Source organism: Clavibacter sp. A6099 (assembly GCF_021919125.1).
GTDB classification, from domain to species: Bacteria; Actinomycetota; Actinomycetes; order Actinomycetales; family Microbacteriaceae; genus Clavibacter; species Clavibacter seminis.
This window is the reverse complement of record NZ_CP083439.1, coordinates 362,656-384,351: the sequence shown is the minus strand read 5'-3', so window position 1 is coordinate 384,351 and position 21,696 is coordinate 362,656. Positions and strand designations below refer to the sequence as shown.

Below are 21,696 nucleotides of genomic sequence, written 5' to 3'. Positions count from 1 at the left end.
CCCGCGGATGCGGCCGGGCCCGCGTACGGTCGACGCATGACCGACGCGACGCCGCCCGGAACCCGCCCGACCCTCGAGCTGCCGCTGTACGGCGCGTCCTGGCAGGAGGCGATGCGGAGGTTCTTCCTCAAGTACGCGACCTTCCGCGGGCGCGCCAGCCGGAGCGAGTTCTGGTGGTGGATCCTCACGAGCGTCGTCGGCACGTCCGCCCTCCAGACCCTGAGCAGCTTGAACGCCGACCGCCGGGAGCCGCTCGGGGGCCTCGGGCTCCTCGACGAGCTGACCATCGTCGACTCCTGGAGCGCCGTGCTCGCCGTGCTCCAGCTGGCCGTGTTCGTCCCGGCGCTGGCCGTCTCGTGGCGTCGGCTGCACGACGTCGACCGCAGCGGCACGTGGATCTTCATCAACTTCATCCCGGTCCTCGGGACGATCGTCTACGTGGTCATGACCGCGGGGCGGTCGCGGCCGGGCGGCGCGCGGTTCGACTGACGCAGCGGATCCCCGGCGCGGGTCCCCCGCGCGGAACTCGCGCGCGCGGGCGAGCGGCGACGCTACGGTGAGCCGATCCGCTCCCCGAACCCGAGGACCCCCATGGCCGTCGCCGCCCGCCGCATCCTGCCCTCCGCGTTCGCGGCCGTCCTCCTCGCCGCCGCGCTCAGCGGGTGCTCGCTGCAGCAGCTGGCCGACCTCGTCCCGCACGCCGAGACGCGCGATGACGACGGATCCATCACGGCCGGCGGCACGACGGACGTCTTCACGCTGCGCCAGGGCGACTGCCTCGACGACGCGGCGTCAGCCGCCGTGATCGAGCAGGACGCGGCCGACGCGCACCCCGCGAGCGACGACGACTCCGCGCACTCGCACCAGGTGGGCGACGTGAGCACGGTGCCATGCTCCGAGCCGCACGACTTCGAGGTCTACGCGGCCCCTACGTTGACGGGCGATGGCTTCCCCGGCGACGACGCCGTGGACGCGCAGGCCGACGACCTGTGCGGCTCGGCGTTCGGGCCCTTCGTGGGCTTCGACTACCAGGACTCGATCTACGACTATCAGGGGTACAAGCCGACCGGCGACAGCTGGAGCACGGGCGACCGCACCGTGGACTGCATCATCGGCGATCCCGCGGGCAAGACCGTCGGCTCGCTCGCGGGCATCGGGCGGTAGCGGCGCGGCCCGGCCCGCCGACCGCTAGGAGCGGTCGGCGTCCTCGTCGTCGTCCCGGGACGCGGCCTCGCCGTCGACCTCGACGCGCTCGCCCTGGACCTCCACCGTGGCGGGGCCGTCGACCTCCACGCGGGTGGTGCCGTCGCCGTGCCCGTCGACGACCACGGTGACCTCGGGCGCGGATGCGGCCTCCGTCGCGTACGTGTCGAAGTCGGCCGCGTCGTCGACGGCGCCAGCGGCGGCGCGCTCGTCGCGCTCCTCGGCCGCGTCCCGGGTCTCCTCGACGTCCGCCTTCGCGGAGTCGGCGAGCACGGCGCCCGCGGCCTTCGCGCGGTCGGCGGCCTCGGAGCCGATCTCCTTCGCGGCGTCGGCGACGCGCGATCCAGCGTCCTGCGCGCGGGCGGCGGCGGCGGCGGACGCGTCCTGGATCCGGTCGCCGGCCTCGCGGGCGCGATCGGCGGCGTCGGATCCGGCCGCCTTCGCCTTCTCGAGCCCTTCGGATCCGGCCGCCTCGGCCGTGTCCAGCGCGTCCGATCCGGCATCCTTGGCCTTCTCGAGCGCGTCGGATCCGGCGTCCTTCGCCCTCTCCAGCGCGGCAGCGGCGGGCGACTGCTCGTCGTCGAAGGGGCCGTGCACGTCGGTCACGCGGATGTTCACGCGCACCGCTCCGGGCGCGATCTGCCGGGCCGCACGGGCGACCTGCTCGCGCGTCTCGTCCACGACGTCCTGCACGGGCGTCGGGTACTCGACCACGAGGTCGATGTCGATCACGGTGCCGCCGGCCTCCTCGGAGACCGTGACGCCGGGGCCGGTGCTCGTGCCGCGGATCGCCCGGGACGCCGCGTCGAGCGCCCGCGCGGCCGTGCCGCCGAGGTGGTGGACGCCGGTGATGGCCGCGGCCGTCTCGGCCGCGGCGACGCCGACGCGGTGCGCGGTCGTCTCCCCCTCCGGGTGCGCGGCGTCGATGCCGGTCAGGTCGATGGGACGGATGGCGGGTGCGGCGTCGTTCACGGCGGTGCTCCTTCGGTGGTGCGGTGCGGGATGGGTGCGGGTAGGTGCGGCCGGGCGCCCCGGGCGCGGGCCTACGGGTCCGCACGCGGCGACGGGACCGGGCGTGCCCGGTCCCGTCAGCGGGCGGTGCTACTGGACGCGGCTCTTCGAGTCGTCGTCGTCCTTGTCGTCCGACGGGATGTGCACGTCGGAGACGGTGACGTTGACCTCGGTGACGTCCATGCCGACGACCTGCGAGATGGCGTCGGTGACGGACTCGCGGATCCGGTCGGCGAGGTCCTGCAGCGCGACGGGGTACTCGGCGACGACGACGATGTCCGCGGCGACCTGGGTCTCGCCGACCTCGACGGAGATGCCCTGGCCGCGGTCCTGCTGGCCGATGACGTTGCGGATCGCGCCGACGGCACGGGCAGCGCCGTTGCCGAGGTCGTGGACGCCGGGGACCTGGCGGGCCGCGATGCCGGCGACCTTCTCCACGACGCCGTCGGCGATCGTGTTCTTGCCGGCGGCGGAGTCGGCGGGCGTGTGCTTCGCGGCGGCGCGGCTGGATGCGGTGGCGGGGGTGACGTCGGTCATGTGGTGCTCCTGATGCTCGGTGGCGCGATCCCGGATGCGGGTCCGCGGTGCCGGCTGGTCGACCGGCACGTCAAGGAGACGGCGGAGGCGCCCGGCTCGTCCCGGACGTCCAGCGTTCCTCCAGGCGGGAGCGGCCGGGGTTCGCTGGGCGGCCACCTGGCGGCGTCCGGCGTGCGCATTCCGGCCAGGGCACGAGCCCGGCCCAGGGACCGGCCAGGGCACGGGACCGGCCAGGGCACGGATCCCGCGGCGCGCGTCGCCGGTCGGCCGGACGACGGCCGGACGGATGCCGTGCACCCGGCCTAGGTTGAGCCCATGACCGATGCCCCCGGCACGACCCCGCACCACGACGTCCTCGTCATCGGCGGGGGGAACGCCGGCCTGTCGGTCGCGGGTCGGCTCCGGCGGTACGGCGTCGACGACGTCGCGGTCATCGAGCCGCGCGACACGCACTACTACCAGCCGATGTTCTCGCACGTGGCGGGCGGCACCGCGCGGGCGTCGCAGGCCACCCGGCCGCAGGGATCCGTCACTCCTAAGGGCGTCACGTGGATCCGGGACCGCGTCGCCGGCATCGACCCGGTCGCGAAGACGGTGTCGCTCGAGTCCGGCACGCGCCTCTCCTACGGCCAGCTCATCGTGTGCCCGGGCATCCAGAAGGACTGGGACCGCGTGCCCGGCCTCGCCGAGGCGATGGACTCGCCCGTCGGCATCTCCAACTACGAGCACAACTACGCCGCCAAGGCCTCGAAGGTGCTGCGCGACGTGCGCTCCGGCACGGTCGTCTTCACGCAACCCGACGGCCCCGGGACGTGCTCGGGGGCGTCGCAGAAGCCCATGTACCTCGCGTGCGACCACTGGCGCGCCATCGGCGTGCTCGACGACATCCGCGTCGTGCTCGTGGTGCCGACGCCCACGATGTTCGGCATGCCGCTCGTCGACGCCGAGCTCGAGCGCAAGGTCGCCGAGTACGGCATCGAGGTGCGGTATGGGCGCGAGCTCGTTGCGGTGGATCCCGTCGCCCGCACCGTCGATATCGCCGGCGTCGATCGCGCCCGCGCGCTCCTCGGGCCCGACCACGCCGCACAGCAGGGCCTCGAGGACGCGGAGCGCGAGACCATCGCCTACGACGTCCTGCACGCGGTGCCGCCGCAATCGGCGCCCGACTGGCTGGCCGGCACGGGCCTCGCGGCGCCCGGCGACGCGGGCGGCTTCGTCGAGGTGGATCCGCTCACCCTCCGCCACCCGCGCTTCCCCGACGTCTGGGCGCTCGGCGACGCGGCCGCCACCACGAACTCGAAGTCCGGCGGCGCGCTCCGCAACCAGACCACCGCGGTCGCCAAGAACCTCGTCGCGGCGCGGAAGGGCAAGCCGCTGCCGCAGACGTACGACGGCTACTCGGTGTGCCCGTTCGTCGTCTCCCGCTCGACCGTGGTGTTCGCCGAGTTCGACGACCGCTACCGCCCGAAGCCCACGATCCCGGGCTGGAAGGGCCTCGCCAAGGAGCGCCGCATCACGTTCCTCGCCGACCGCCACGTGCTGCCGTGGGTGTACTGGAACCTGATCCTGCAGGGCCGCGCCTGATCCTCCGAGCCCGCCCCGCGCCTGGATCCGGGGCGCCCGGCGACGGGATTCCGCCATCCGACGGACGCGCCGCCGCTGCCCGGGCCGCCACGATGGGTCCATGACGCGCCCCGGTGAGACCGCCCCCGACTCCCGCGGCCGCACCGGCCTCCACCTCCGCGGGACGGACCTCGATCGCAATCCCGACGTGGTCGTCAAGCGCGTCGAGGTCACCTCCGACGGCTGGCACGTGCTCCGCCGGACCACGCTCGACCTGCGCCTGCGCGACGGATCCTGGCAGGAGCAGCAGCGCGAGACCTACGACCGGGGCGACGGCGCGACCGTGCTCCTGTACGCGGCCGACACCCACCGGATCCTCCTCACCCGCCAGTTCCGCTATCCCGCCTACGTCAACGGCCACCCCGACGGCATGCTGATCGAGGCCGCGGCCGGCCTCCTCGACGAGGACTCCCCGGATGCCGCGATCCGCCGCGAGGCCCGCGAGGAGCTCGGCGTCGAGATCGTCGCGCTCACGCACCTGTTCGACCTCTTCATGAGCCCCGGATCCGTCACCGAGCGCGTGCACCACTACCTCGCGTCGTACACGCCGGCCGACGTCGTGGGCGCGGGCGGCGGCGTGGCCGAGGAGGGCGAGGACATCGAGCGCATCGAGGTGACGCTGGACGAGGCGCTCGCGATGGTCGCCGACGGCCGCATCGCCGACGGCAAGACGGTGATCCTGCTGCAGCACGTGGCGCTGCACGGGTTCCCCGCATAGGCGGACGCGCACGGGCGGCACGGCCGGTAGGCGAGGATGGATCCCGTGACCGACGCCACCGCCGCCTCCCCCGTCTCCCCGCTCCAGCTCCACGACACCGCCGCCCGCGGGTTCGCCTCCGACAACTACTCCGGGATCCACCCCGAGGTGCTCGAGGCCATCGCCGCCGCGAACGGCGGGCACCAGGTCGCGTACGGCGGCGACGCCTACACGGCACGGCTCCAGGAGGTCGTGGGCGAGCACTTCGGCCGCGGCGCCGAGGCGTTCCCCGTCTTCAACGGCACGGGCGCGAACGTCACGGGCCTCCTCTCGATGCTGCCGCGCTGGGGCGCCGTGATCTGCGCGACCACCGCCCACATCAACACCGACGAGGGCGGCGCCCCCGAGCGCGTCGCCGGCATCAAGCTGCTGCAGGTGCCCACGGAGGACGGCAAGCTCACGCCCGAGCTCATCGACCGCGAGGCGTGGGGCTGGGGCGACGAGCACCGCGCGCAGCCGCTCGCCGTGAGCATCACGCAGACCACCGAGCTCGGCACCGTCTACACGCCGGCCGAGGTCCGGGCGATCGCCGACCACGCGCACGAGCGCGGCATGCGCCTCCACATGGACGGCGCCCGCCTCTCCAACGCGGCCGCCACGCTCGACGCGCCGTTCCGCGCCTTCACGTCGGACGCGGGCGTCGACGTCGTCAGCTTCGGCGGCACGAAGAACGGCCTGCTCTACGGCGAGGCGATCGTGGTCCTCGATCCCGAGGCGAGCGAAGGCCTCACCTACCTGCGCAAGCTCAACATGCAGCTCGCCTCGAAGATGCGGTTCGTGAGCGCGCAGCTGCTGGCGCTGCTCGGATCCGAGGTCGACGGCGTGCCGCTCTACCTCCGCTCCGCGCGCCACGCGAACGGCATGGCCGCGCGCCTCCGCTCCGCGCTCGACGGCGTGGACGGCGTCGAGTTCACGCAGGAGACGCAGGCGAACGGCCTGTTCGCGATCCTCCCCGAGGGCGTCGCCGACCGCCTCCGCAGCGAGTTCCGCTTCTACGACTGGGACCCGGCCCGCCGCGAGGTGCGCTGGATGTGCTCCTTCGACACCACCGAGGACGACATCGACCGCTTCGCGGCGGCGATCCGCCGGGAGGTCGGGGCGGGGTAGCGCCGCTCGGCATCGTCTGGGACGGGGCCTCCCGGTAAGGAGGTCCCGTCGTCGATGTCCGACTCGTCATCCATGCAAGGACTCCGGCAGATGGGCACCGAGGCTCATCGCTGCATCCGGAAGGGGATGGCTACCCGGACCGCTGACCGATGTCGGTCCGTGACTAGGAGCGTGAGGCCGAGCCCTTCTTGCCCGAGTTCTTCCTGCGAAGCGAGCGCGTGAGAAGAAACCCGCCGATGACGACGAAGGCTCCGCCCGCGACGAACCCCAGGACCCGTTGCTCCGGGTGCATGGCTCCGTAGATGATCGCCACGATCCCAGTGACGAGGAAGTAGAAGTGCTGGGTGCGCATGAAGGATCCAGACGCATCGGCGTCCTCGGACTTGCTCATGCCGCCAGCCTTGCACGCCGGCTGCCCGGCGATCCAGGACGGGTACGTTCCTGTTCGACGTACGACGCGGCCGTGCCCATGCATGCTGGGTCGCCCGAATGCGCGTCTCAAGACGAGATCCCTACCCGGATCATCGAGAATGTCGGCTGCTGCACTACCGACTCGCCCCGCCGTCGATGCAATGCGGAGCTACTCTCCGCGCTTCTCGCGGCGGCGCTGGAGGAAGGCGAGCACGAGCGCGAAGGATGCGAGGACGACCAGGAATACGGCGACTCCCCAGATCGGCAACCCGAGACTTCGCCTCGCAGGCTCGTCGGAACCCGGAAGGAAAATGCCCACGATGCCGGCGACCAGCAGGACGGAGAAGAAGACGATGGCATGCCGTGCCGATTTCCAATGGTCGGTCGTGAACAGCCACTTCATGAGTTCCGCCTTCCGATGCGCTTACCCCGAATCTAGGGGATCGTCGCAGTCGGCGCGGAGGCGCCAGCTTCGTTCGACCCACTCGCCGCGTGTCCGTCATGGAATCCCCACCGGACGCGGATCGGAGTCCAGCAGGCAGCCGCCCGTCCGTGCGCCCGGTCATACTGAACGGGTGAAGCGACTCCTGAGTGCCATCGGTCTGGGAGTCGTGTTCGCGCTCCTGCAGATCGGGGTGTTCGCGGCGGCGCAGGCATCAGGTCAGATGCTGTCGGTGGTGCTCTTCCACGTGTTCGCGTTCGTGAACTTCGGTTCCGCCTGGGCGGTGGTCGGCATTGCGGCGGGTGGGATCATGCTGCGGCTGAGGGGCTCGATCGTGGCCGGAGCGCTGTCGTTGCTCGCTGCGGTGTGGTGCTACTACGGCACGGCCTGGCTCTCGACGCCGGGGTCGCGGTGGCTCCTGGACTCGGTCGCCTACTGGTCTCTGGCGGCAGTCGCGGGAGGCCCGTTCCTCGGCGCGGTCGGTGCTCTCGGGCGTCGTCGTGACGGGTGGTCCCTGATCGCCTGGGTCGGCGGCCCACTGCTCATCGTCATGGAGACCGGTCAGCAGGTGCTCGTGGGAGACGAGCCCGGCTACGTGCTGCTGCACATCGTCGCGTGGATCCTGACCGCGGCAGGAGTCGGGATCGGCGTGCGACGGCTGCGTGCGACGCCACGCATCGCACCTGTCTAGCGCGGCATGGGGCAGTTCGGGGCGAGGACCACGGGGAGATCGAGCACCGCTCGGCGGCGACGCCTACAGCGAAGCGGACATGACCCGATGAACGGGTCGCTTCGTCGCCCTGGTGGCGGTCGCCCTTCCGCCCCTAGACTGCGGCAAGCGAAACGGGAGGCCCGGAGATGGCCAAGATCATCAGCATCAGCGCGATGACGGTGCTGGTCATCGCATTGGCTGCCCTGGTCGTATTCCAATGGCTACCCGCACTCCTCTTCTTGCCCGTAGGGGCAGCCGTGCTCTTGCTGGATGGCGACAAGCTGTCCGCCAGCAGGAAGACCGGCGCCAACACCTGGCCGAAGTAGGCAATTCTTCGTGGCGTCTCGTAGAGGCGCATGCCTGCGTGCAGCGGAAAGCGGTCCCCGTCACTGGGGGGTTCGCGTCACGCGGTCTTTTGGATATGTTGCCGAGCACCGGGACGGTGGCGGCCCGTCACACCGGCGGCTCCGACGTCGGATCGCCCCGCACGCCGATCCAGGATGGAATGTCGATGACCATGACGAAGCTGTATGCGGCCGCTACCGCAGGTGCCGTGCTCCTCGCTTTGTCCAGCTGCTCTCCGTCCGGCGCGAGCACATCCGCTTCGACGGCCACAGCCCGCATGAGCCCCAGCACGAGCGCACCCGCTCCGACGGCCACGCCGCGCATGAGCTTCGACGACGGCCTCCTGACCGTCCAGCAGTACCGGGCCGCCGACGGCAGCTACAACTCAGCCACCGCCCGGCTCGCCGGCCCCCTGTCGTTCGAGGACGGATGCATCCGCGTCGGCGGATACACCGTCGTCGTGCCACGCCCCGCGAGCTGGGACGGGAAGACGCTCACCGTCGGAGAACAGAGCTTCGCCCTCGGCGACGAGCTCGAGATGGTCGGCGGATACGCGCAGTACCGCCAGCCCGGACAGCCCGACGACTGCCCCGGTGAGACGTTCTTCGCCAGCGGAGTCGAGCCCCTCGCAGACGGACGGTGAGCAGCGACTGCTGATCTGCAACCGCAGCGGTCAGCCGCGCTGGCGCTTGCTCCAAGGTGTTCAGCAGGGGACCCTGCCCGGACGCCTGCGATGCCGGCGCGCCCATGTCGAGACCTCTCAGGAGAGACAGCCCCTTCGAGGGCTACAGGCCGCGCTTGGCCATCCATCGGTACACGAAGAACGCGATGACACCGAGGACCATGAGAGCCGGGCCGATGATGAGGAAGATCGATCCGAGTTCGCCCGTCGCGCCCCGAAACGTCGCGACGGCCCCGCCGAGCACCGCGCCCACTGCGGGAATGAGTCCCGCGGCCCGATGAGCCTGATTCGAGCTCTTCTTCGAGGGCTGATTCGCTCCGTCGCTCATGCGGCCAGGCTAGTCGACGGCTTCACGGCGCGGGGCATCCACGAAACCTCGACTGCTGCGCCGCCCTGGCATCCGATGAGGGACCGGTCACCGAATTCCATGGGTGTCTGATACGCGAACGCGGCCGTCCTCGAGAACGGTCGGGCACGAGCCATCCCCTTCTCGATCCTCGACGCCATGTGCCGCGTTCTGCATTGCCAGCCAGGCGACATCCTCCCCTGGGAAGACGACTGGATTCCCGCAAGGCGAACCTAGATGCAGCGTTCGATGCCCGGTGAGGGATCGTCTGCCGGACGGCATCGACGTCAGGTCATCCGAAGAGGATGAACCAGTTGAACACGCCGCCAGCCAACCCCGCGAAGAACGCCGCGAGCGCAGGGAGCACTCCGAGCCCACCGAGGACTGCGGCGATCCACGACGGCGTGAGCGCCCACCCACGGCCTCGACGCGCCAAGATGGCGCTCAGGCCGAGCAGCAGCGCGGTGATGGCGACCGGCAGTGCCAGGACGAGCATGATCGCGATCTGCAGGTCGACGATCGCGACGTCTCGAGGGGGATCAGCCAGCGGATCAGGGTCCTGCATCGCGTTCGACGATGCCTGGTACGCGTCGTGCACCGGAGCCGCGTGCGCGAAGACGGCGATGGTGAAAACCGCCCAGAACGCGACAGCGGCGAGTCCCACGACCCCGGGCACCCATGCCGCTCGGGGTCCCCCGTATCCACCCCACCTCATACCGCCAGCTTCGCGCACTTCCCCCGGACGGTCACCGGAATCGCATCCGCACCGGCTCAGCCGTCCCGTTCGCCGATCCCCTCCCGGACGGTCCTCGGGGCGACGCGGATGCGCCCGCCGACCTCAGGGAGCTGGCGCTGTCGTGACCGTCAGGGGGACTTCGACGTCGATCGCATCTCCACTGTGCGAGCGCAGAGCGACGACAGCGGGGCCGATGGGCAGGTCCGCGGGGAGGTCGAAGGACTCGTCGACCGTGGACTGCTCTCGTCTCGGCGTCGGGCGGCCGAGTAGCACCTCCTCGCCGCTCCCGGAGTGAGTGATGAGGATGGTGACATCCGACGCGGCTCGGCTGGCGCCTCCCGTGTCCTCGCACGTCTCCCATACGAAGGCCGCGCTGACTCGCACGGACCCTCCGGGGTGAAAGGACGAGTCGTGGAGCTCGAGCGTCTTGGCAGCCCAGGATCCGCCCGAACCCGACCCTCCGGCAGCGCAGCCACTCACGCTGAACACGATGGCGGCCGCGACGAGGACTGACATCGGACCTGGTGTCCGCGCCCGCCTCATGCGGGTCAGTGAAGCACGACGCACTGCTCCTCGCACCACGAGCGCTTCGAACGTCACCCACCTGTTCTCCCCTGTGCCGCCGGCTTCGCGCACTTCCCCGGACGGTCACCGGGACCGCAGCCGCACCGGTCCAGCCGGCTCGCTCGCCGATCCCTCCCCGGATGCCGCTCCCGGAGCTCCCGCCCCTCCCTCGTGGGGTGGCCGCGATCGCCTATCGCGCCCTGTCGGGTCGATGTCGGGTCGATGTCGGCTGGATGTCGTGGCCGGCCCGGACGCCCGTCCGTACCGTGGAGAGCATGAACGAGACACGCATCGTCGACCTCCGCACGCAGCGCGGCTGGACCCAGGAACGACTGGCGGAGGCCAGCAGCATCACCGTCCGGACAGTGCAACGCCTCGAAGCCGGCAACGACGCCAGCCTCGACACGCTCACCCGCGTGGCCACGGCGCTCGAGGTCCAGGTGCGCGACCTCTTCACCACCGTGGATGAGAGCGGCCATGGACGCGCCGTCACAGCCCTCGACACCCGCGCCGCACGACAGCAGGAACGTCGCGACACGATCACCGACGGACTCGAAGCCCTCTACTACGGCGTCGGCGCGCTGCTCACGATCGCCGTGATCGTCGGCATCACGACGGACGCGTTCGCGAACCACGCGATCTTCCTCATCCCCGCCTACTGGATCGCCGGATGGCTGCTCGCGATGTTCCTGTTCCTCGTGGTCCTCAGCCCGCGCCTGGATCGCCGGTTCCCGCTCTCACGCGACCGCACGGAGCCGAGACCCAACGGCCGGACCTGATCCGAACACGTCGGAACGTCGACAAGGCACGCCTGCTAACATTCTTTTGTTAGCGGCCGCATGGTCGCTGCTCACCCAGAGACAGGACCGACATGGCTTCCACGACGATCTCGAACGTCCGCGTGTTCGACGGCGAACGCACCCACCTGCACCAGACGGTGCGGATCGAGGGGACCGACATCGTCTCGGTACGCCCCACGGCATCGGACGACGCTCCCCGGAACAAGGGCGATGAGGTGATCGACGGGGCCGGCCGGACCCTGCTGCCGGGGCTCATCGACTCCCACACTCACTCGTCCCCCGAGGCGCTCCGCCTCGCGCTGCGGTTCGGGGTCACGACGGAGTTGGAGATGGGCGGGGTCCTCACCGCTCCTCGGCGAGCCGAGCTCGAGTCGGACGACGCCCTCGCGGACGTGCGGTCCTCCGGATTCGGGCTCACCCCTCCCGACGGGCACCCGTTCGAGATCATCCCGGAGGGCGCCTTCCCCGGCGAGGGCGAACCGGGCTTCGGCGACATCGTGATGCCGCTCTCCACGACGCCCGCGCAGGCCGCGTCCTTCATCCCGGAGCTGATCGCGTCGGGATCGGACTACATCAAGTTCCTAATCGAGGACGGGTCCACGGCGAACGCCCCCGGGCTCCCCATGCTCGACCAGGCGACGCTGGATGCCGGCGTCGCCGAGGCGCGGCGTCTCGGCATGCTGACGCTGGCGCACACGCTCACGGTCGGGGCGACGCGGATGGCCCTCGCCGCGGGGATCGACGGCCTCGCGCACCTGTTCGTGGACGAGGCGCCGACGCCCGAGATCATCGACCTCATCGCGTCCGCCGGCGTGTTCGTCATCCCGTGCGTCGTCCTGAACTCCTCGATCATCGGCATCACCGGTGCCGAGTTCGCCACCGACACCCGCGTGAGCTCGCGGCTGGATCCGCACTGGCTCCTGACGCTGCGGAGCTCGTTCGACCACTACCCGGACGGCAGCGTCGACGACGTCCTGGCGACGGTCCGCGCGCTGCACGAGGCCGGCGTCCCGATCCTCGTCGGCACGGACGCATCCGCACCGGATCCGTCGCTCGGCGGCCTCGCGCACGGCGCCAGCGTGCACCACGAGCTCCAGATGCTCGTGCGCGCCGGCCTCAGCCCGGCCGAAGCGCTGGCCGCCGCGACGTCGGTGCCCGCTCGCCACTTCGCCCTCACCGACCGGGGCCGGATCGCGGAGGGCCTCCGCGCGGATCTGCTGCTGGTCGACGGGGACCCGACGTCGACGATCTCGGACACGTTGAACATCGCGGCGATCTGGCGCCGCGGCTCCCGGGTCGGGGCGTAGCGAGGCGTGGGCCAGGCGCGCCCCGGCGACGAGCTCGCCGCGGTCGCCTGATGGGACGGCCTATCTGACGAGGCGGTCGAGCCAGTCGCCGAAGAGGGCGCGCTCGTTCGCCGTCAACGCCGTCGTGTCCTCGAGCCGATGCCGGAGTCGCATGGCGGCGCCATCCCGATCGTCGCCGTCCACCGGTTCGGCGAGGATCGCGATGAGCATCGCCTCGCGAGCCCGGGTGGACAGGGTCATGTCGCGAGAGCCCTCCGGCATCGCGAGGAGCGTGAACACGACGCCCACACCGGTGGCGCGGATCAGGTGGACGGCGTCCGCGACGGGGACCGCCAGCAGGCCGTCCTTCGCCGCGACCTCGAACTGGGTGCGGAGGATCGCGTCGATCGCATCCGCCGCCGGCGACGAGGAGCCCGTGCGCGGTCCGCCGTAGGCGATCGAGTACACCTGCGGGTGCTGCAGCCCCCAGTCGATGTGCATGTCCCAGCCCTGACGGAGCGAGTCGATGGGATCGGCGCCGGGCGTCCATCCCGTCCAGGTCGCGAGGTGGGCGGAGAAGCCGTGGAGCGCGACCTGGTCGAGGAGCCCCTGCTTGTCGCCGAAGATGCGGTAGATCGTCGGCGCCTGGATGTGCAGGGCCGAGGTGAGCGCGCGCGTCGTGACCGCGTCGCGGCCCTCGGCGTTCAGGAGATCGTGCGCGGTGTCGAGGATGCGGACGCGCATCTCCTCCGAACGGGTCAACGCTCGCCTCTCGTGGCAGGGGGCAGGTGAGCCGGCGGGATCGCGGCTCGCGTCCATGATCTCACCGGCTCGGGTGCGTCAGAGGTGCTCGACCGGCTGCCCGACCCGGAAGAGGGTCGCCTCGTCGAAGACGGGAGGGAACGCGGGACCGCGGTGTCGTCCCCCGCGAGCGGCGGCGGCCGGCCCACTCGAGGACCAGCCGCCGCCGTGTTCCGTGCGGGCGCGGATCAGCCCGACAGGTGTCCGACAGGCGATCCCTCCCCGGCCGCGCCTCCGCGCGTGAGGGCTGCTCCAGCGCGAGTGCCGTGGTCTCGCAGAGTCGTCCGGCATCGGATGGCGCGCCGACTACCCGTGATGAGGACAGCCCACCCGTGTCCTCTGCGCCGAGTCCTACCGTGTGCGGCGCCGGCTCCGGCGCTCTCGGCGAGGAACGCGCGACTCCCCTCAGAGCATGCAGCGCACAGAACAGAACGGGACACACATGATGAACCGCACATCCCGCGTCACGACGACACGAGCCCTCCTCCTCCTCGGCGCCATGAGCGCGGCCATGGTCCTCACGCCCATGTCGGCGCAGGCCTCGACCCACGGACTCGAGACCGACGGCGTCCGGCACCACTACCCCGAGGTCCGTCCCGACCCGTGCTACTCCGGGACCCCGACCTTCGATTGGCCCCCGCGCGTCCACTGCGGATCCGACGACTAGGCACCCCCACGGCGCCGTCTTCACCCACGTGGAGGCGGCGCCGTAGCGCGTCGGCGACGAATGCGCCGCTCCCGGAGAGCAGCGCGGGTCGGACCCGCGTCACGTCTCGCGCGGTGGATCCCGCGACGCATCCAGTCCGACTGAGGCGCGTCAGGAGCTCATCCGACCGTCACATGGACCCGTGCCACCTATCGCACGACCATCGCTGCGCCTGCGATCCGGAGCGGCCGCTGCGCTATCCCGCGAGGCGCGGGAACAGCGCTTCGGCGGCGGAGCGGTCGACCTCGCCGAGCCGCTCCGCCCCGGGGCCGTCATAGATGTCCAGCTCGTGGTCGAAGCGCGCGCTCCATTCCGGGTCGGCGTACGGGAAGTCGCTCCCGTAGAGGATGTGACCCGGCTCCGCGAACGCGAGGAGCGACGGCAGGGACGTGGGCGACGCGGACAACGCGGTGTCGAAGTAGAACTTGCGCAGTCCCGCCTGGATGCTCTCCGGCGTGGTGCCGGGGTTGAACATCGCGGCCGCGCTGAAGCGGCTGGCGGCGTAGGGCAGGAACCCGCCCGCGTGCGAGAGGATCACGCGCAGGTCCGGGTGCCGGTCGAACACGCCGTGGGCGACGAGGTCCACGGCGGTGCGCGTGGTGTCGAACGGGAAGTCCAGCAGCGCCGTCGGCATCCCCGGCAGCTGCGCGATCGGGGGCGACGTGGGGTGCACGAAGACCACGGCCGAGCGCGCCGCGAGCTCCACCCACAGCGGCTCGTAGGCGGGATCACCGAGGTAGCGCCCGTTCGCGTTCGACAGCAGGAGCACACCGTCGGCGTGGAGCTCGTCGAGCGCCCGGACGGCCTCGGCGACCGCGCCGTCGAAGTCCGGCAGCGGCAGCACGGCGAAGTGCCCGAACCGGTCCGGCCGCGACCGGACCAGCTCGGCCTGGTAGTCGTTCAGCTCGCGCGCGAGCGCGCGGGCTGCGGCATCGTCACCGAAGTGGACGCCGGGTGCGCTCATCGACAGGATCCCGGTCTGGATGCCGGCCTCGTCCATCATCGCGATGGCCGCGTCGGGGTCCCATTCCGGCATCTGCCAGCCGCCGATCGTGCGCGGACCCTGTCGCGGTCCCGTGTCGCCGTTCGGCGCCCACGGATTCCACTGCGCGGACCCGCCCGACACGGCTGGGGCGCCCCCGGCCGACCCGGCCCCGCTCCCCATGGCCCGTTCTCCTGCCGCCTTCAGCGCCTCGAAGTAGAGGGGCGGGAGCAGGTGCTGGTGGACGTCGATCTTTCCTGGCATGTCAAGAACCTCCGATTGCGTTGGTGGATGTCACGTGCGAGTGGTGCGGGTCATCGTCGTGATGGCCGCCGGTCAGGTGGAGCCGTGCTGCTGATCGCGTCGCGGTCAGGGTGACGGCGTGAGCGGAAGGTATTCCGAGCTGGTGGTGACGGCGGCGTGCGGGGCGTGGGCGGGCGAGGGCGCGGCCGCCGCGCGTGTCCCCGACTCGGGACGCCGCGCCTCCATCGCGCGGGCCGCGGCTTCCCGACGGGTGCGGATGAGCATGGCCGTCAGGGTCAGCAAGATGCCCGCGACCGCCCAGATCCCCAGCCGGATGATCGGAGCGGTCACGGCCGCGCCGTCGAAGTACTGGACCGACCGCAGGAGGTCGAGCGCGTCCCCCTGGGGGAAGACGTAGTAGAGGGTCTGGAAGAAGTCGTTGAGGACGTGGATCCCGAGCGGCCCACCGGAGGACGTGTTGCCCAAGATCACCAGGGCCAGCGTCATGGCCAGCGCGGCGATGGTGCCGCCGAGGGCCGCGACTCCCGTCACCGCTCCTCCGATCGCGACTCCCGTCAGCCAGAGGACCCCGAACACGCCCCATGGGCCGACGGTCACGGCATCCAGCGCGGAGTCGATCCAGAGCGTGATCAGGCCGGCGAGCAGGCCGGAGTAGATGACGAGGACGACACTGCGCTCGACGAACTTCGGCGCCGTGTCGACCGTGCCGAGGATGCGCCCGAACACCGTCGCGCCGAGAGCCGCGCCCAACCCCGCGAAGAGGATCGCGTAGAACTCGATCGATCCGACCGGGTCCTCCTCCGGCAGAGGGGCGAGGTCGGTGGTCTGGTTCGTGGACTGCGCCTTCGCCGCGATCGAGGCGCCGATGCCGGAGACCGCCTGGGCGACGGCGCGGCCTCCGCCGCTGGCGGTGTAGGTGGAGACCGTGCCGCCGGTACCCGGTGCGGGCAGGACGACAGCGCCGTCCACGTCACGGTCGAGCACGGCGGCCCGGGCCTCCTCGGCGGACGACACCACGGTGAGCTCCAGCGACCCCTGCTGTTCGAGCGCGACGATCGTGTCGGCGTCGCCGGTCACCGCGAGGTGGATGTGGTTCGGCGTCGGGTCGCCGAACGCGGTCGAGTAGCTGACCAGCATCGCCATGGCGAGGAGCAGGATCGCGACCCCGCCGAGGATCAGGTTCCGGTAGCGATGGATGGAGCCCGGCCCCTCCGACGTGAGCGCGCCCCCCGCGACCGCCGCCTCGAAGTCGGGGTGCTGCGGGGAGTCTCCGCGGTGATGTGCCGTCTCGGTCACGTGGGTCATCATGTCCTTTACAGTTGTCCAATAGATGACGACTGTACACAAGGCCTCGGCCTCTGGCAAGATGGATGCATGACGGATCGGAGTGGCGCGGTACCGGACGGCGCGTCCCGTGTCGACCCGCGGGTCGTCCGCACCCGCTCCGCCCTGATCCAGGCGCTCACAGCGCTGGTGTCCGAGGCGCCGAAGGGCGAGGCGATCTCGATGAGCGCGGTGGCGCAGCGGGCGGGCTTCAGCAGGCAGGCACTGCACAACCACTACGACAACGTCGGCGACCTCGCGACGGATGCCTGGATCAGCCGGCTCCTCCAGGACTGCCCACCCGCCGCCGACGGCGCGGCGAACCTCGCACTGGCGCTCACCGACGCCGTCCGGGAGCACGGGGTCGAACCGCTGCTGGCCGCCGGGCGAGCGGATCGCGAGTTCTTCGACAAGCTCCGGGCCATCCCGCGCGGGGAGCGGGTCGCCGAGGTCATCGCGGCGGTGGTGAGCACCTGGTTGATGGAGTCGCATCACGACGACGCCCGACCGGGGATCGCCCTCAGCGACGACGCACGGACCTTCGCGATCGGCGGGATGGTCGCGCTCGTGTCGACCTGGCAGATGGCCGACGCGCCGCCGAGCACAGCCCAGCAGGTCGCGACGCTCCGCGCGTTCGCCGCCGCGACCACCACCGCGACCGCGACCGCGGCCTCGTCCGACTAGACGGCGCGGTCACCAGGGCCCGGGAGCCGCACGCCGACCCGCCCGAGCCGCGGAGCCCGGGCGGGAGGCGCGTCAGGCGTCGTAGGCGACGTAGTGCAGCTCGGCGTCCCGTCGCTCGTCGTGGAGCGTGACGTACGCCTGCGCGATGACGTCGGGCTCGGCATCCGGGCGGCCACTGCCGATCAGCGCGGTGATGGCGACGAACGCCACGTAGACCCCGCGCTCCGCGAGGGCGGCATGGAGGTTCAGCGTCCAGTTCCGCAGTCCCGCCGCGGCGATGTTGATGTTGCCGCGGGCCGGCGTGGGCGCGAGCGAGCCACCACCCGTGGTCACGATGACCGTCCCGGAACCCGCGGCGATCATGTCCGGCAGCACGGCGCCGATCGCCGCCACGGCACCGCCCAGGTAGAAGTCGATCTGCGGCTGCAGGTTCTCCATCGTCACATCCAGCGCGTCGACCGACTCCAGAGCGCGATCCGCCGGGGAGAACTCGAGCACGTCGATCGGACCGAGCTCGTCGCGGATCGAGCGGAGCGCGTCCCTGATCGTGTCGGGCCGGGTGACGTCGGCAGTGAAGCCCCGAGCGGTGATGCCATCGGCACCGAGCGTGCGCTCCAAGCCGTCCAGCTTCGACCGGTCACGCGCCACGAGGGCGACGTCGAAGCCCTTCCGCCCGAAGGCCCGCGCGATCTCGAGGCCGAGTCCCGGCCCCGCTCCGATGATGGTGATGAGGGGCATGATGCGTCCTTCCCGTGGCGCGCTGCCGAGCCACGTGTCCTGATGCGATAAGTTGAGTAGGTCCTCAAGTGCGCCCGAGCCTATGTTGAGGATGCCCTCAAGATCAAGTGGAGCCCCCATGAGTCCTGCACCCGGCCTGCGCCGAGACGCTCAGGCGAACGTCGAGAAGCTGCGCGCTGCCGCCGTGGCGGTGTTCACCGCACGAGGGCTGTCCGCTCCGCTGGAGGACATCGCCCGAGAAGCCGGCGTGAGCATCGGGACGCTCTACAACCGCATCGGCTCACGGGACCAGCTCATCGACGCCGTCGTGCCGGACATCGCCGGCGCGAAGCTCGCGACGCTCCGGGACCGGACCTTGGCCGAGGGCTCCCCGCGCGCGCAGCTGGAGACCTTCATCGCCGAGATGATCGATCTGCAGCGCAGCGATCCCGCCATGAACGACGCGATGCTCCGCCGCTATCCCGACGCGGTGCTCCTCATCAACGCGTGCGAACGATCCGTGGCGCTCGGGGCGGAGCTCATCGACAACGCCCACGACGCCGGCGTGCTCTCGCCGGACTTCACACCGGATGACCTCATGAGCGTGCTGTGGATGGCCGGGATGGCCAGCCACGACCCCACCGCGCCGGACGGATGGCGTCGGGTCGTCGACCGCAGCATCGCCGCGGCCTGGACCGCCGGGGGCTGACGCCGGCCTCCGCGAGCACCCGCCCGTCGACCCGGAGAGGACCACAGCGACGAGCTCACCGCCCGCTGCGGCGTTGCGCTCCTCGGCTCCCACCGATTTCTGGCCTGCACCGCCCCTCTGAGCTCGTCATCCCCTCGCGCGGAACGGCGGCGGCCGGCCCCCTCGGGAGCCGGCCGCCGCCGTTCGTCGCACGGGCAGCGATCAGCCCGTGTTCTGCAGCCCTGCCGCGATGCCGTTGACCGTGAGGAGCAGGAGCCGGTGGTCCGGATCCGTCGGGTCGGCCTGGCCGGGAGCGCCCTGGCCCGCCGCGTCGGACGCCGACGTGCGCAGCGCCCGGAGGGCCCGCAGCTGCAGGAGCGACAGCGCGTCGACGTACGGGCTGCGGAGGCGCACCGCGCGGCGCAGCACCGGCCGGCCCTCGAGGATCTCGTCGCGGCCGGTGGCCTTCCGCACCCACTCGCGGGTGAGCTCCATCTCCTCGGTGACGAGCGCCGCGAGATCCGGGCGGTCCCCGAGGGCGAGGTAGCGCTCCGCGAGGCGGCCGTCGGTCTTGGCGAGAGACATCTCGACGTTGTCGATCATCGAGGTGAACAGCGGCCACTCGTCGTATGCCTTGCGGAGCACCGCCTCGTCGCCGACGGCGGCCAGCGCGGAACCGAGGCCGAACCAGCCCGTGAGGTTGATGCGGGCCTGCGTCCACGCGAACACCCACGGGATCGCCCGCAGGTCCTCGAGCGACTCGACCGACAGGCCGCGGCGGGCAGGACGCGAGCCGAGCGCCAGCAGCCCGATCTCCTCCATGGGCGTGACCTGCGCGAACCACGGCGCGAAGCCGGGCGCCTTCACGAGCTCGAAGAAGCGGGCGCGCGAGGCCTCGTCCATCGTGCGCACCATCTCGGCGGATCCCTCCGCGGCCACCGCGTTGCGCTCCTCGTTCGAGGGCGCGGAGGCCAGCAGGGTCGCGGCGGCCATCTGCTCGATGTGGCGGGCGGCGATGCGCTTGTCGCCGTAGTGGGCGAAGATCACCTCGCCCTGCTCGGTGAGCTTGAAGCGGCCGTCGACGGATCCCGGCGGCTGGGCCCGCACGGCGCGGTCGGCCGGTCCGCCGCCCCGACCCAGAGCCCCGCCGCGGCCGTGGAAGAGCGTGAGCTCGATGTCGTTCTCACGCGCCCACGCGGCGATGCGGGCCTGCGCGTCGAACAGCGCGAACGTCGCGGAGACGGGCCCGACGTCCTTCGAGGAGTCGGAGTAGCCGAGCATGACCTCGAGCTTCCGGCCCGTCTGCGCGAGGCGGGCGGCGACCTGGGGCAGACGGATCATCCCGTCGAGGATCTCGGTGCTCGCATGGAGATCCGCGAACGTCTCGAAGAGCGGGATGACGTCGAGGACGGGCGCCTCCTCCGCCGAGCCGAGGGCCAGCGCGGCCAGCTCGTGCACCGTGCGGATGTCGTCGGCCGACTGCGTGAACGAGACGATGAAGCGGGAGAACGGCGCGACGCCGTGCCGCTCCTGCAGGCGGGCGAGCGTGCGGAACACGTCGAGCACCTCGACCGTCATGGGCGCGAGCTCGGGCGCCTGGTCGCCGGACGCATCCGCCGCAGCGACGGCGAGGACCTCGCGGAGCGCCTCGCGGTGCACCTGCGAGTGCTGCCGCACCTCCATCTCGGCGAGGTGGAAGCCGAAGGTCTCCGCCTGCCAGACGAGGCCCTGCAGCTCGCCGCCCGCGATGCGGTGCGCACCGGCGCTCCGGAGCGAGGCCTGCAGCACGCGGAGGTCGGCGAGCAGCTCGGCGGCGGACGGGTAGGCGATGGGGTCGTCGTGGCGCTCGCGCGTGGCGGCGAGACGGCCGGCGATCACGAGCAGCACGCGGCGGTGCAGCTCGGCCGGCGCGCGCGTGCCGATGCGGGCGGTGAGGTGCGGCGCCAGCGCGTCCTGCGCGGCGGCCAGCTCGCGGAGCTCCGCGCTCGGCGGCGTGTCGGCGTCGCCGAGCGTGAGCGAGCGTCCGACGCGGAGGGCGACGCGCTCGAGGCCGAGCAGGATGTGCTCGCTCGCGATCCCGGCGGCCTCCTCGGTGACCGCCGCGGTGACGTACGGGTTGCCGTCGCGATCCGCGGCGATCCAGTTGCCGAGCCGGAAGAAGGCGGGCGCCACGGCGTCGCGCACGCCGGCCTCGTCGCCGAGCAGCCAGTCGTCGAGCAGGCGGTAGACGCGCGGCACGACCTCGAACAGCGTCTGGTCGAAGACGCCCATCGCGGTGCGCACCTCGTCGAGCGGCGTCGGCCGCGTGGTGCGCAGCGGCGACGTGCGCCACAGGCCGTCGATCTCCTCGAGCAGCCGGCGGTCGACGTCCGCTCCCGTGAGCGTGCCGGCCATGGCGCCGTCGCGCTCCGTGAGCAGGTCGCCGATGCGGCGGATCCCCGTGGCCACCGCCCGCCGACGCGCCTCGGTGGGGTGCGCCGTGAGCACTGGGTGGAACCGCATCTCGCCGAGGCGGCGCATGGCCTCATCGCGGCCGAGCTCCTCGGTGAGCTTGCCGACGGCGTCCGGGATGGAGTCGGGCACGAAGCCCGCGGCCGCCTCGCGCTCGCGGAGCACGCGCACGCGGTGGTGCTCCTCGGCGAGGTTGGCGAGGTGGAAGTAGCAGGTGAACGCGCGGGCGACCTGCTCGGCGCGCTCGGGCGTGAACGTGGCGACGAGGCGCTCGGCGTCGTCGATGGAGGCGTCGCGCGCGCTCTCGTACGCGTCGATCACGAGCTCGCGGAGCCGCTCGACGTCGCGCAGCAGGTCATCCCCGCCGGACTCGCGGAGCACCTGCCCGAGGAGGCCGCCGAGATGGCTGACGTCGGACCGGAGCGCCGGCTCGACGGCGTCGCGGGTGCCGTCGCGGGTGGAGTCGTGCTCGAGGGGAAGCGGCTTCTTCGGGGGAGTCGTCACGGTGTCGAGGATAC

At 71.7% G+C, this 21,696-nt stretch carries 25 protein-coding genes and 1 pseudogene; 14 read left to right on the top strand and 12 right to left on the bottom strand.

Annotated features, from left to right (window positions below; genetic code table 11):
* Positions 1-36 precede the first annotated feature (36 nt).
* On the top strand, positions 37-489 hold the full coding sequence (locus KYT88_RS01810; RefSeq protein WP_119374032.1) for a DUF805 domain-containing protein: 453 nt from the start codon (positions 37-39) through the stop codon (positions 487-489).
* A 102-nt stretch (positions 490-591) separates the two neighbouring features.
* Positions 592-1,164: a septum formation family protein gene (locus tag KYT88_RS01805; protein WP_043585623.1), complete on the top strand. Its 573-nt coding sequence runs from the start codon at positions 592-594 to the stop codon at positions 1,162-1,164.
* A gap of 24 nt (positions 1,165-1,188) precedes the next feature.
* On the opposite strand, the gene KYT88_RS01800 is transcribed toward KYT88_RS01805, so the two are convergent.
* Both KYT88_RS01800 and KYT88_RS01795 read right to left on the bottom strand, forming a co-directional pair.
* The gene (locus tag KYT88_RS01800) at positions 1,189-2,175 is read right to left on the bottom strand and encodes an Asp23/Gls24 family envelope stress response protein (RefSeq protein ID WP_043585624.1); all 987 of its coding nucleotides are present in this window, start codon (positions 2,173-2,175) and stop codon (positions 1,189-1,191) included.
* Positions 2,176-2,304: 129 nt separating this feature from the next.
* Complete coding sequence (locus tag KYT88_RS01795; RefSeq protein WP_043585625.1) at positions 2,305-2,751, bottom strand: Asp23/Gls24 family envelope stress response protein; 447 nt, start codon at positions 2,749-2,751, stop codon at positions 2,305-2,307.
* Between the two features lie 315 nt (positions 2,752-3,066).
* Between KYT88_RS01795 and KYT88_RS01790 the strand changes: the two genes are divergently transcribed.
* The 3 genes from KYT88_RS01790 to KYT88_RS01780 all read left to right on the top strand — a co-directional run bounded on the left by KYT88_RS01790 (position 3,067) and on the right by KYT88_RS01780 (position 6,238).
* Positions 3,067-4,335, top strand: coding sequence for an NAD(P)/FAD-dependent oxidoreductase (locus KYT88_RS01790; protein ID WP_043585629.1), 1,269 nt, complete (start codon positions 3,067-3,069; stop codon positions 4,333-4,335).
* A 100-nt stretch (positions 4,336-4,435) separates the two neighbouring features.
* A complete protein-coding gene (locus KYT88_RS01785) occupies positions 4,436-5,092 on the top strand; it encodes an NUDIX domain-containing protein (RefSeq protein WP_043585631.1) in 657 nt (218 codons plus the stop codon).
* Between the two features lie 36 nt (positions 5,093-5,128).
* Entirely contained in the window at positions 5,129-6,238 is a 1,110-nt protein-coding gene (locus tag KYT88_RS01780; protein WP_051629313.1) for a threonine aldolase family protein, read from the top strand.
* A gap of 163 nt (positions 6,239-6,401) precedes the next feature.
* On the opposite strand, the gene KYT88_RS01775 is transcribed toward KYT88_RS01780, so the two are convergent.
* Together KYT88_RS01775 and KYT88_RS01770 are read right to left on the bottom strand one after the other, a co-directional pair.
* Positions 6,402-6,629 (bottom strand): hypothetical protein, encoded by a 228-nt coding sequence (locus tag KYT88_RS01775; RefSeq protein WP_043585636.1) that lies wholly within the window; start codon positions 6,627-6,629, stop codon positions 6,402-6,404.
* Positions 6,630-6,818: 189 nt separating this feature from the next.
* Positions 6,819-7,052 carry a hypothetical protein gene (locus KYT88_RS01770; protein ID WP_043585638.1) on the bottom strand — a complete coding sequence of 78 codons (234 nt, stop codon included), beginning with the start codon at positions 7,050-7,052 and terminating at the stop codon, positions 6,819-6,821.
* A gap of 172 nt (positions 7,053-7,224) precedes the next feature.
* Between KYT88_RS01770 and KYT88_RS01765 the strand changes: the two genes are divergently transcribed.
* On the top strand, positions 7,225-7,782 hold the full coding sequence (locus KYT88_RS01765) for a DUF6518 family protein (protein WP_043585640.1): 558 nt from the start codon (positions 7,225-7,227) through the stop codon (positions 7,780-7,782).
* Positions 7,783-7,949: 167 nt separating this feature from the next.
* Positions 7,950-8,129 (top strand): hypothetical protein, encoded by a 180-nt coding sequence (locus tag KYT88_RS01760; RefSeq protein ID WP_043585642.1) that lies wholly within the window; start codon positions 7,950-7,952, stop codon positions 8,127-8,129.
* Between the two features lie 127 nt (positions 8,130-8,256).
* Here the strand turns inward: KYT88_RS01760 and KYT88_RS01755 are convergent, their stop codons facing one another.
* Positions 8,257-8,418: a hypothetical protein gene (locus tag KYT88_RS01755; protein WP_156032198.1), complete on the bottom strand. Its 162-nt coding sequence runs from the start codon at positions 8,416-8,418 to the stop codon at positions 8,257-8,259.
* Between the two features lie 7 nt (positions 8,419-8,425).
* Between KYT88_RS01755 and KYT88_RS01750 the strand changes: the two genes are divergently transcribed.
* Positions 8,426-8,791, top strand: coding sequence for a hypothetical protein (locus tag KYT88_RS01750; RefSeq protein WP_147362309.1), 366 nt, complete (start codon positions 8,426-8,428; stop codon positions 8,789-8,791).
* Positions 8,792-8,933: 142 nt separating this feature from the next.
* On the opposite strand, the gene KYT88_RS01745 is transcribed toward KYT88_RS01750, so the two are convergent.
* Complete coding sequence (locus KYT88_RS01745) at positions 8,934-9,158, bottom strand: hypothetical protein (protein ID WP_147362310.1); 225 nt, start codon at positions 9,156-9,158, stop codon at positions 8,934-8,936.
* A 126-nt stretch (positions 9,159-9,284) separates the two neighbouring features.
* On the opposite strand from KYT88_RS01745, the pseudogene KYT88_RS01740 reads away from it, so the two are divergent.
* A pseudogene (locus KYT88_RS01740) lies at positions 9,285-9,413 on the top strand (helix-turn-helix domain-containing protein); the annotation flags it as partial.
* A gap of 55 nt (positions 9,414-9,468) precedes the next feature.
* Here the strand turns inward: KYT88_RS01740 and KYT88_RS01735 are convergent.
* Positions 9,469-9,840 carry a hypothetical protein gene (locus KYT88_RS01735; protein ID WP_147362311.1) on the bottom strand — a complete coding sequence of 124 codons (372 nt, stop codon included), beginning with the start codon at positions 9,838-9,840 and terminating at the stop codon, positions 9,469-9,471.
* An 812-nt stretch (positions 9,841-10,652) separates the two neighbouring features.
* Between KYT88_RS01735 and KYT88_RS01730 the strand changes: the two genes are divergently transcribed.
* Positions 10,653-11,255: a helix-turn-helix domain-containing protein gene (locus KYT88_RS01730; RefSeq protein ID WP_237583742.1), complete on the top strand. Its 603-nt coding sequence runs from the start codon at positions 10,653-10,655 to the stop codon at positions 11,253-11,255.
* A 92-nt stretch (positions 11,256-11,347) separates the two neighbouring features.
* Positions 11,348-12,583: an amidohydrolase family protein gene (locus KYT88_RS01725; RefSeq protein ID WP_043585653.1), complete on the top strand. Its 1,236-nt coding sequence runs from the start codon at positions 11,348-11,350 to the stop codon at positions 12,581-12,583.
* Between the two features lie 60 nt (positions 12,584-12,643).
* Here the strand turns inward: KYT88_RS01725 and KYT88_RS01720 are convergent, their stop codons facing one another.
* Positions 12,644-13,324: a TetR/AcrR family transcriptional regulator gene (locus KYT88_RS01720; RefSeq protein ID WP_162178072.1), complete on the bottom strand. Its 681-nt coding sequence runs from the start codon at positions 13,322-13,324 to the stop codon at positions 12,644-12,646.
* A gap of 481 nt (positions 13,325-13,805) precedes the next feature.
* Here KYT88_RS01720 and KYT88_RS01715 point away from each other — a divergent pair, with 481 nt between their 5' ends.
* Positions 13,806-14,030 carry a hypothetical protein gene (locus KYT88_RS01715; protein WP_043585657.1) on the top strand — a complete coding sequence of 75 codons (225 nt, stop codon included), beginning with the start codon at positions 13,806-13,808 and terminating at the stop codon, positions 14,028-14,030.
* A 235-nt stretch (positions 14,031-14,265) separates the two neighbouring features.
* Here KYT88_RS01715 and KYT88_RS01710 read toward each other — a convergent pair whose 3' ends face one another.
* Together KYT88_RS01710 and KYT88_RS01705 are read right to left on the bottom strand one after the other, a co-directional pair.
* The gene (locus tag KYT88_RS01710; RefSeq protein WP_081840929.1) at positions 14,266-15,315 is read right to left on the bottom strand and encodes an amidohydrolase family protein; all 1,050 of its coding nucleotides are present in this window, start codon (positions 15,313-15,315) and stop codon (positions 14,266-14,268) included.
* Positions 15,316-15,420: 105 nt separating this feature from the next.
* A complete protein-coding gene (locus tag KYT88_RS01705) occupies positions 15,421-16,611 on the bottom strand; it encodes a hypothetical protein (RefSeq protein WP_147362313.1) in 1,191 nt (396 codons plus the stop codon).
* A gap of 78 nt (positions 16,612-16,689) precedes the next feature.
* Between KYT88_RS01705 and KYT88_RS01700 the strand changes: the two genes are divergently transcribed.
* A complete protein-coding gene (locus tag KYT88_RS01700) occupies positions 16,690-17,322 on the top strand; it encodes a TetR/AcrR family transcriptional regulator (protein ID WP_051629315.1) in 633 nt (210 codons plus the stop codon).
* A 72-nt stretch (positions 17,323-17,394) separates the two neighbouring features.
* On the opposite strand, the gene KYT88_RS01695 is transcribed toward KYT88_RS01700, so the two are convergent.
* On the bottom strand, positions 17,395-18,060 hold the full coding sequence (locus tag KYT88_RS01695; protein WP_043585659.1) for an SDR family NAD(P)-dependent oxidoreductase: 666 nt from the start codon (positions 18,058-18,060) through the stop codon (positions 17,395-17,397).
* Positions 18,061-18,178: 118 nt separating this feature from the next.
* On the opposite strand from KYT88_RS01695, the gene KYT88_RS01690 reads away from it, so the two are divergent.
* The gene (locus tag KYT88_RS01690) at positions 18,179-18,748 is read left to right on the top strand and encodes a TetR/AcrR family transcriptional regulator (protein WP_043585661.1); all 570 of its coding nucleotides are present in this window, start codon (positions 18,179-18,181) and stop codon (positions 18,746-18,748) included.
* A 201-nt stretch (positions 18,749-18,949) separates the two neighbouring features.
* Here KYT88_RS01690 and KYT88_RS01685 read toward each other — a convergent pair whose 3' ends face one another.
* Positions 18,950-21,682, bottom strand: a complete 2,733-nt coding sequence (locus KYT88_RS01685; protein ID WP_043585663.1) for a phosphoenolpyruvate carboxylase — start codon at positions 21,680-21,682, stop codon at positions 18,950-18,952.
* Positions 21,683-21,696 lie beyond the last annotated feature (14 nt).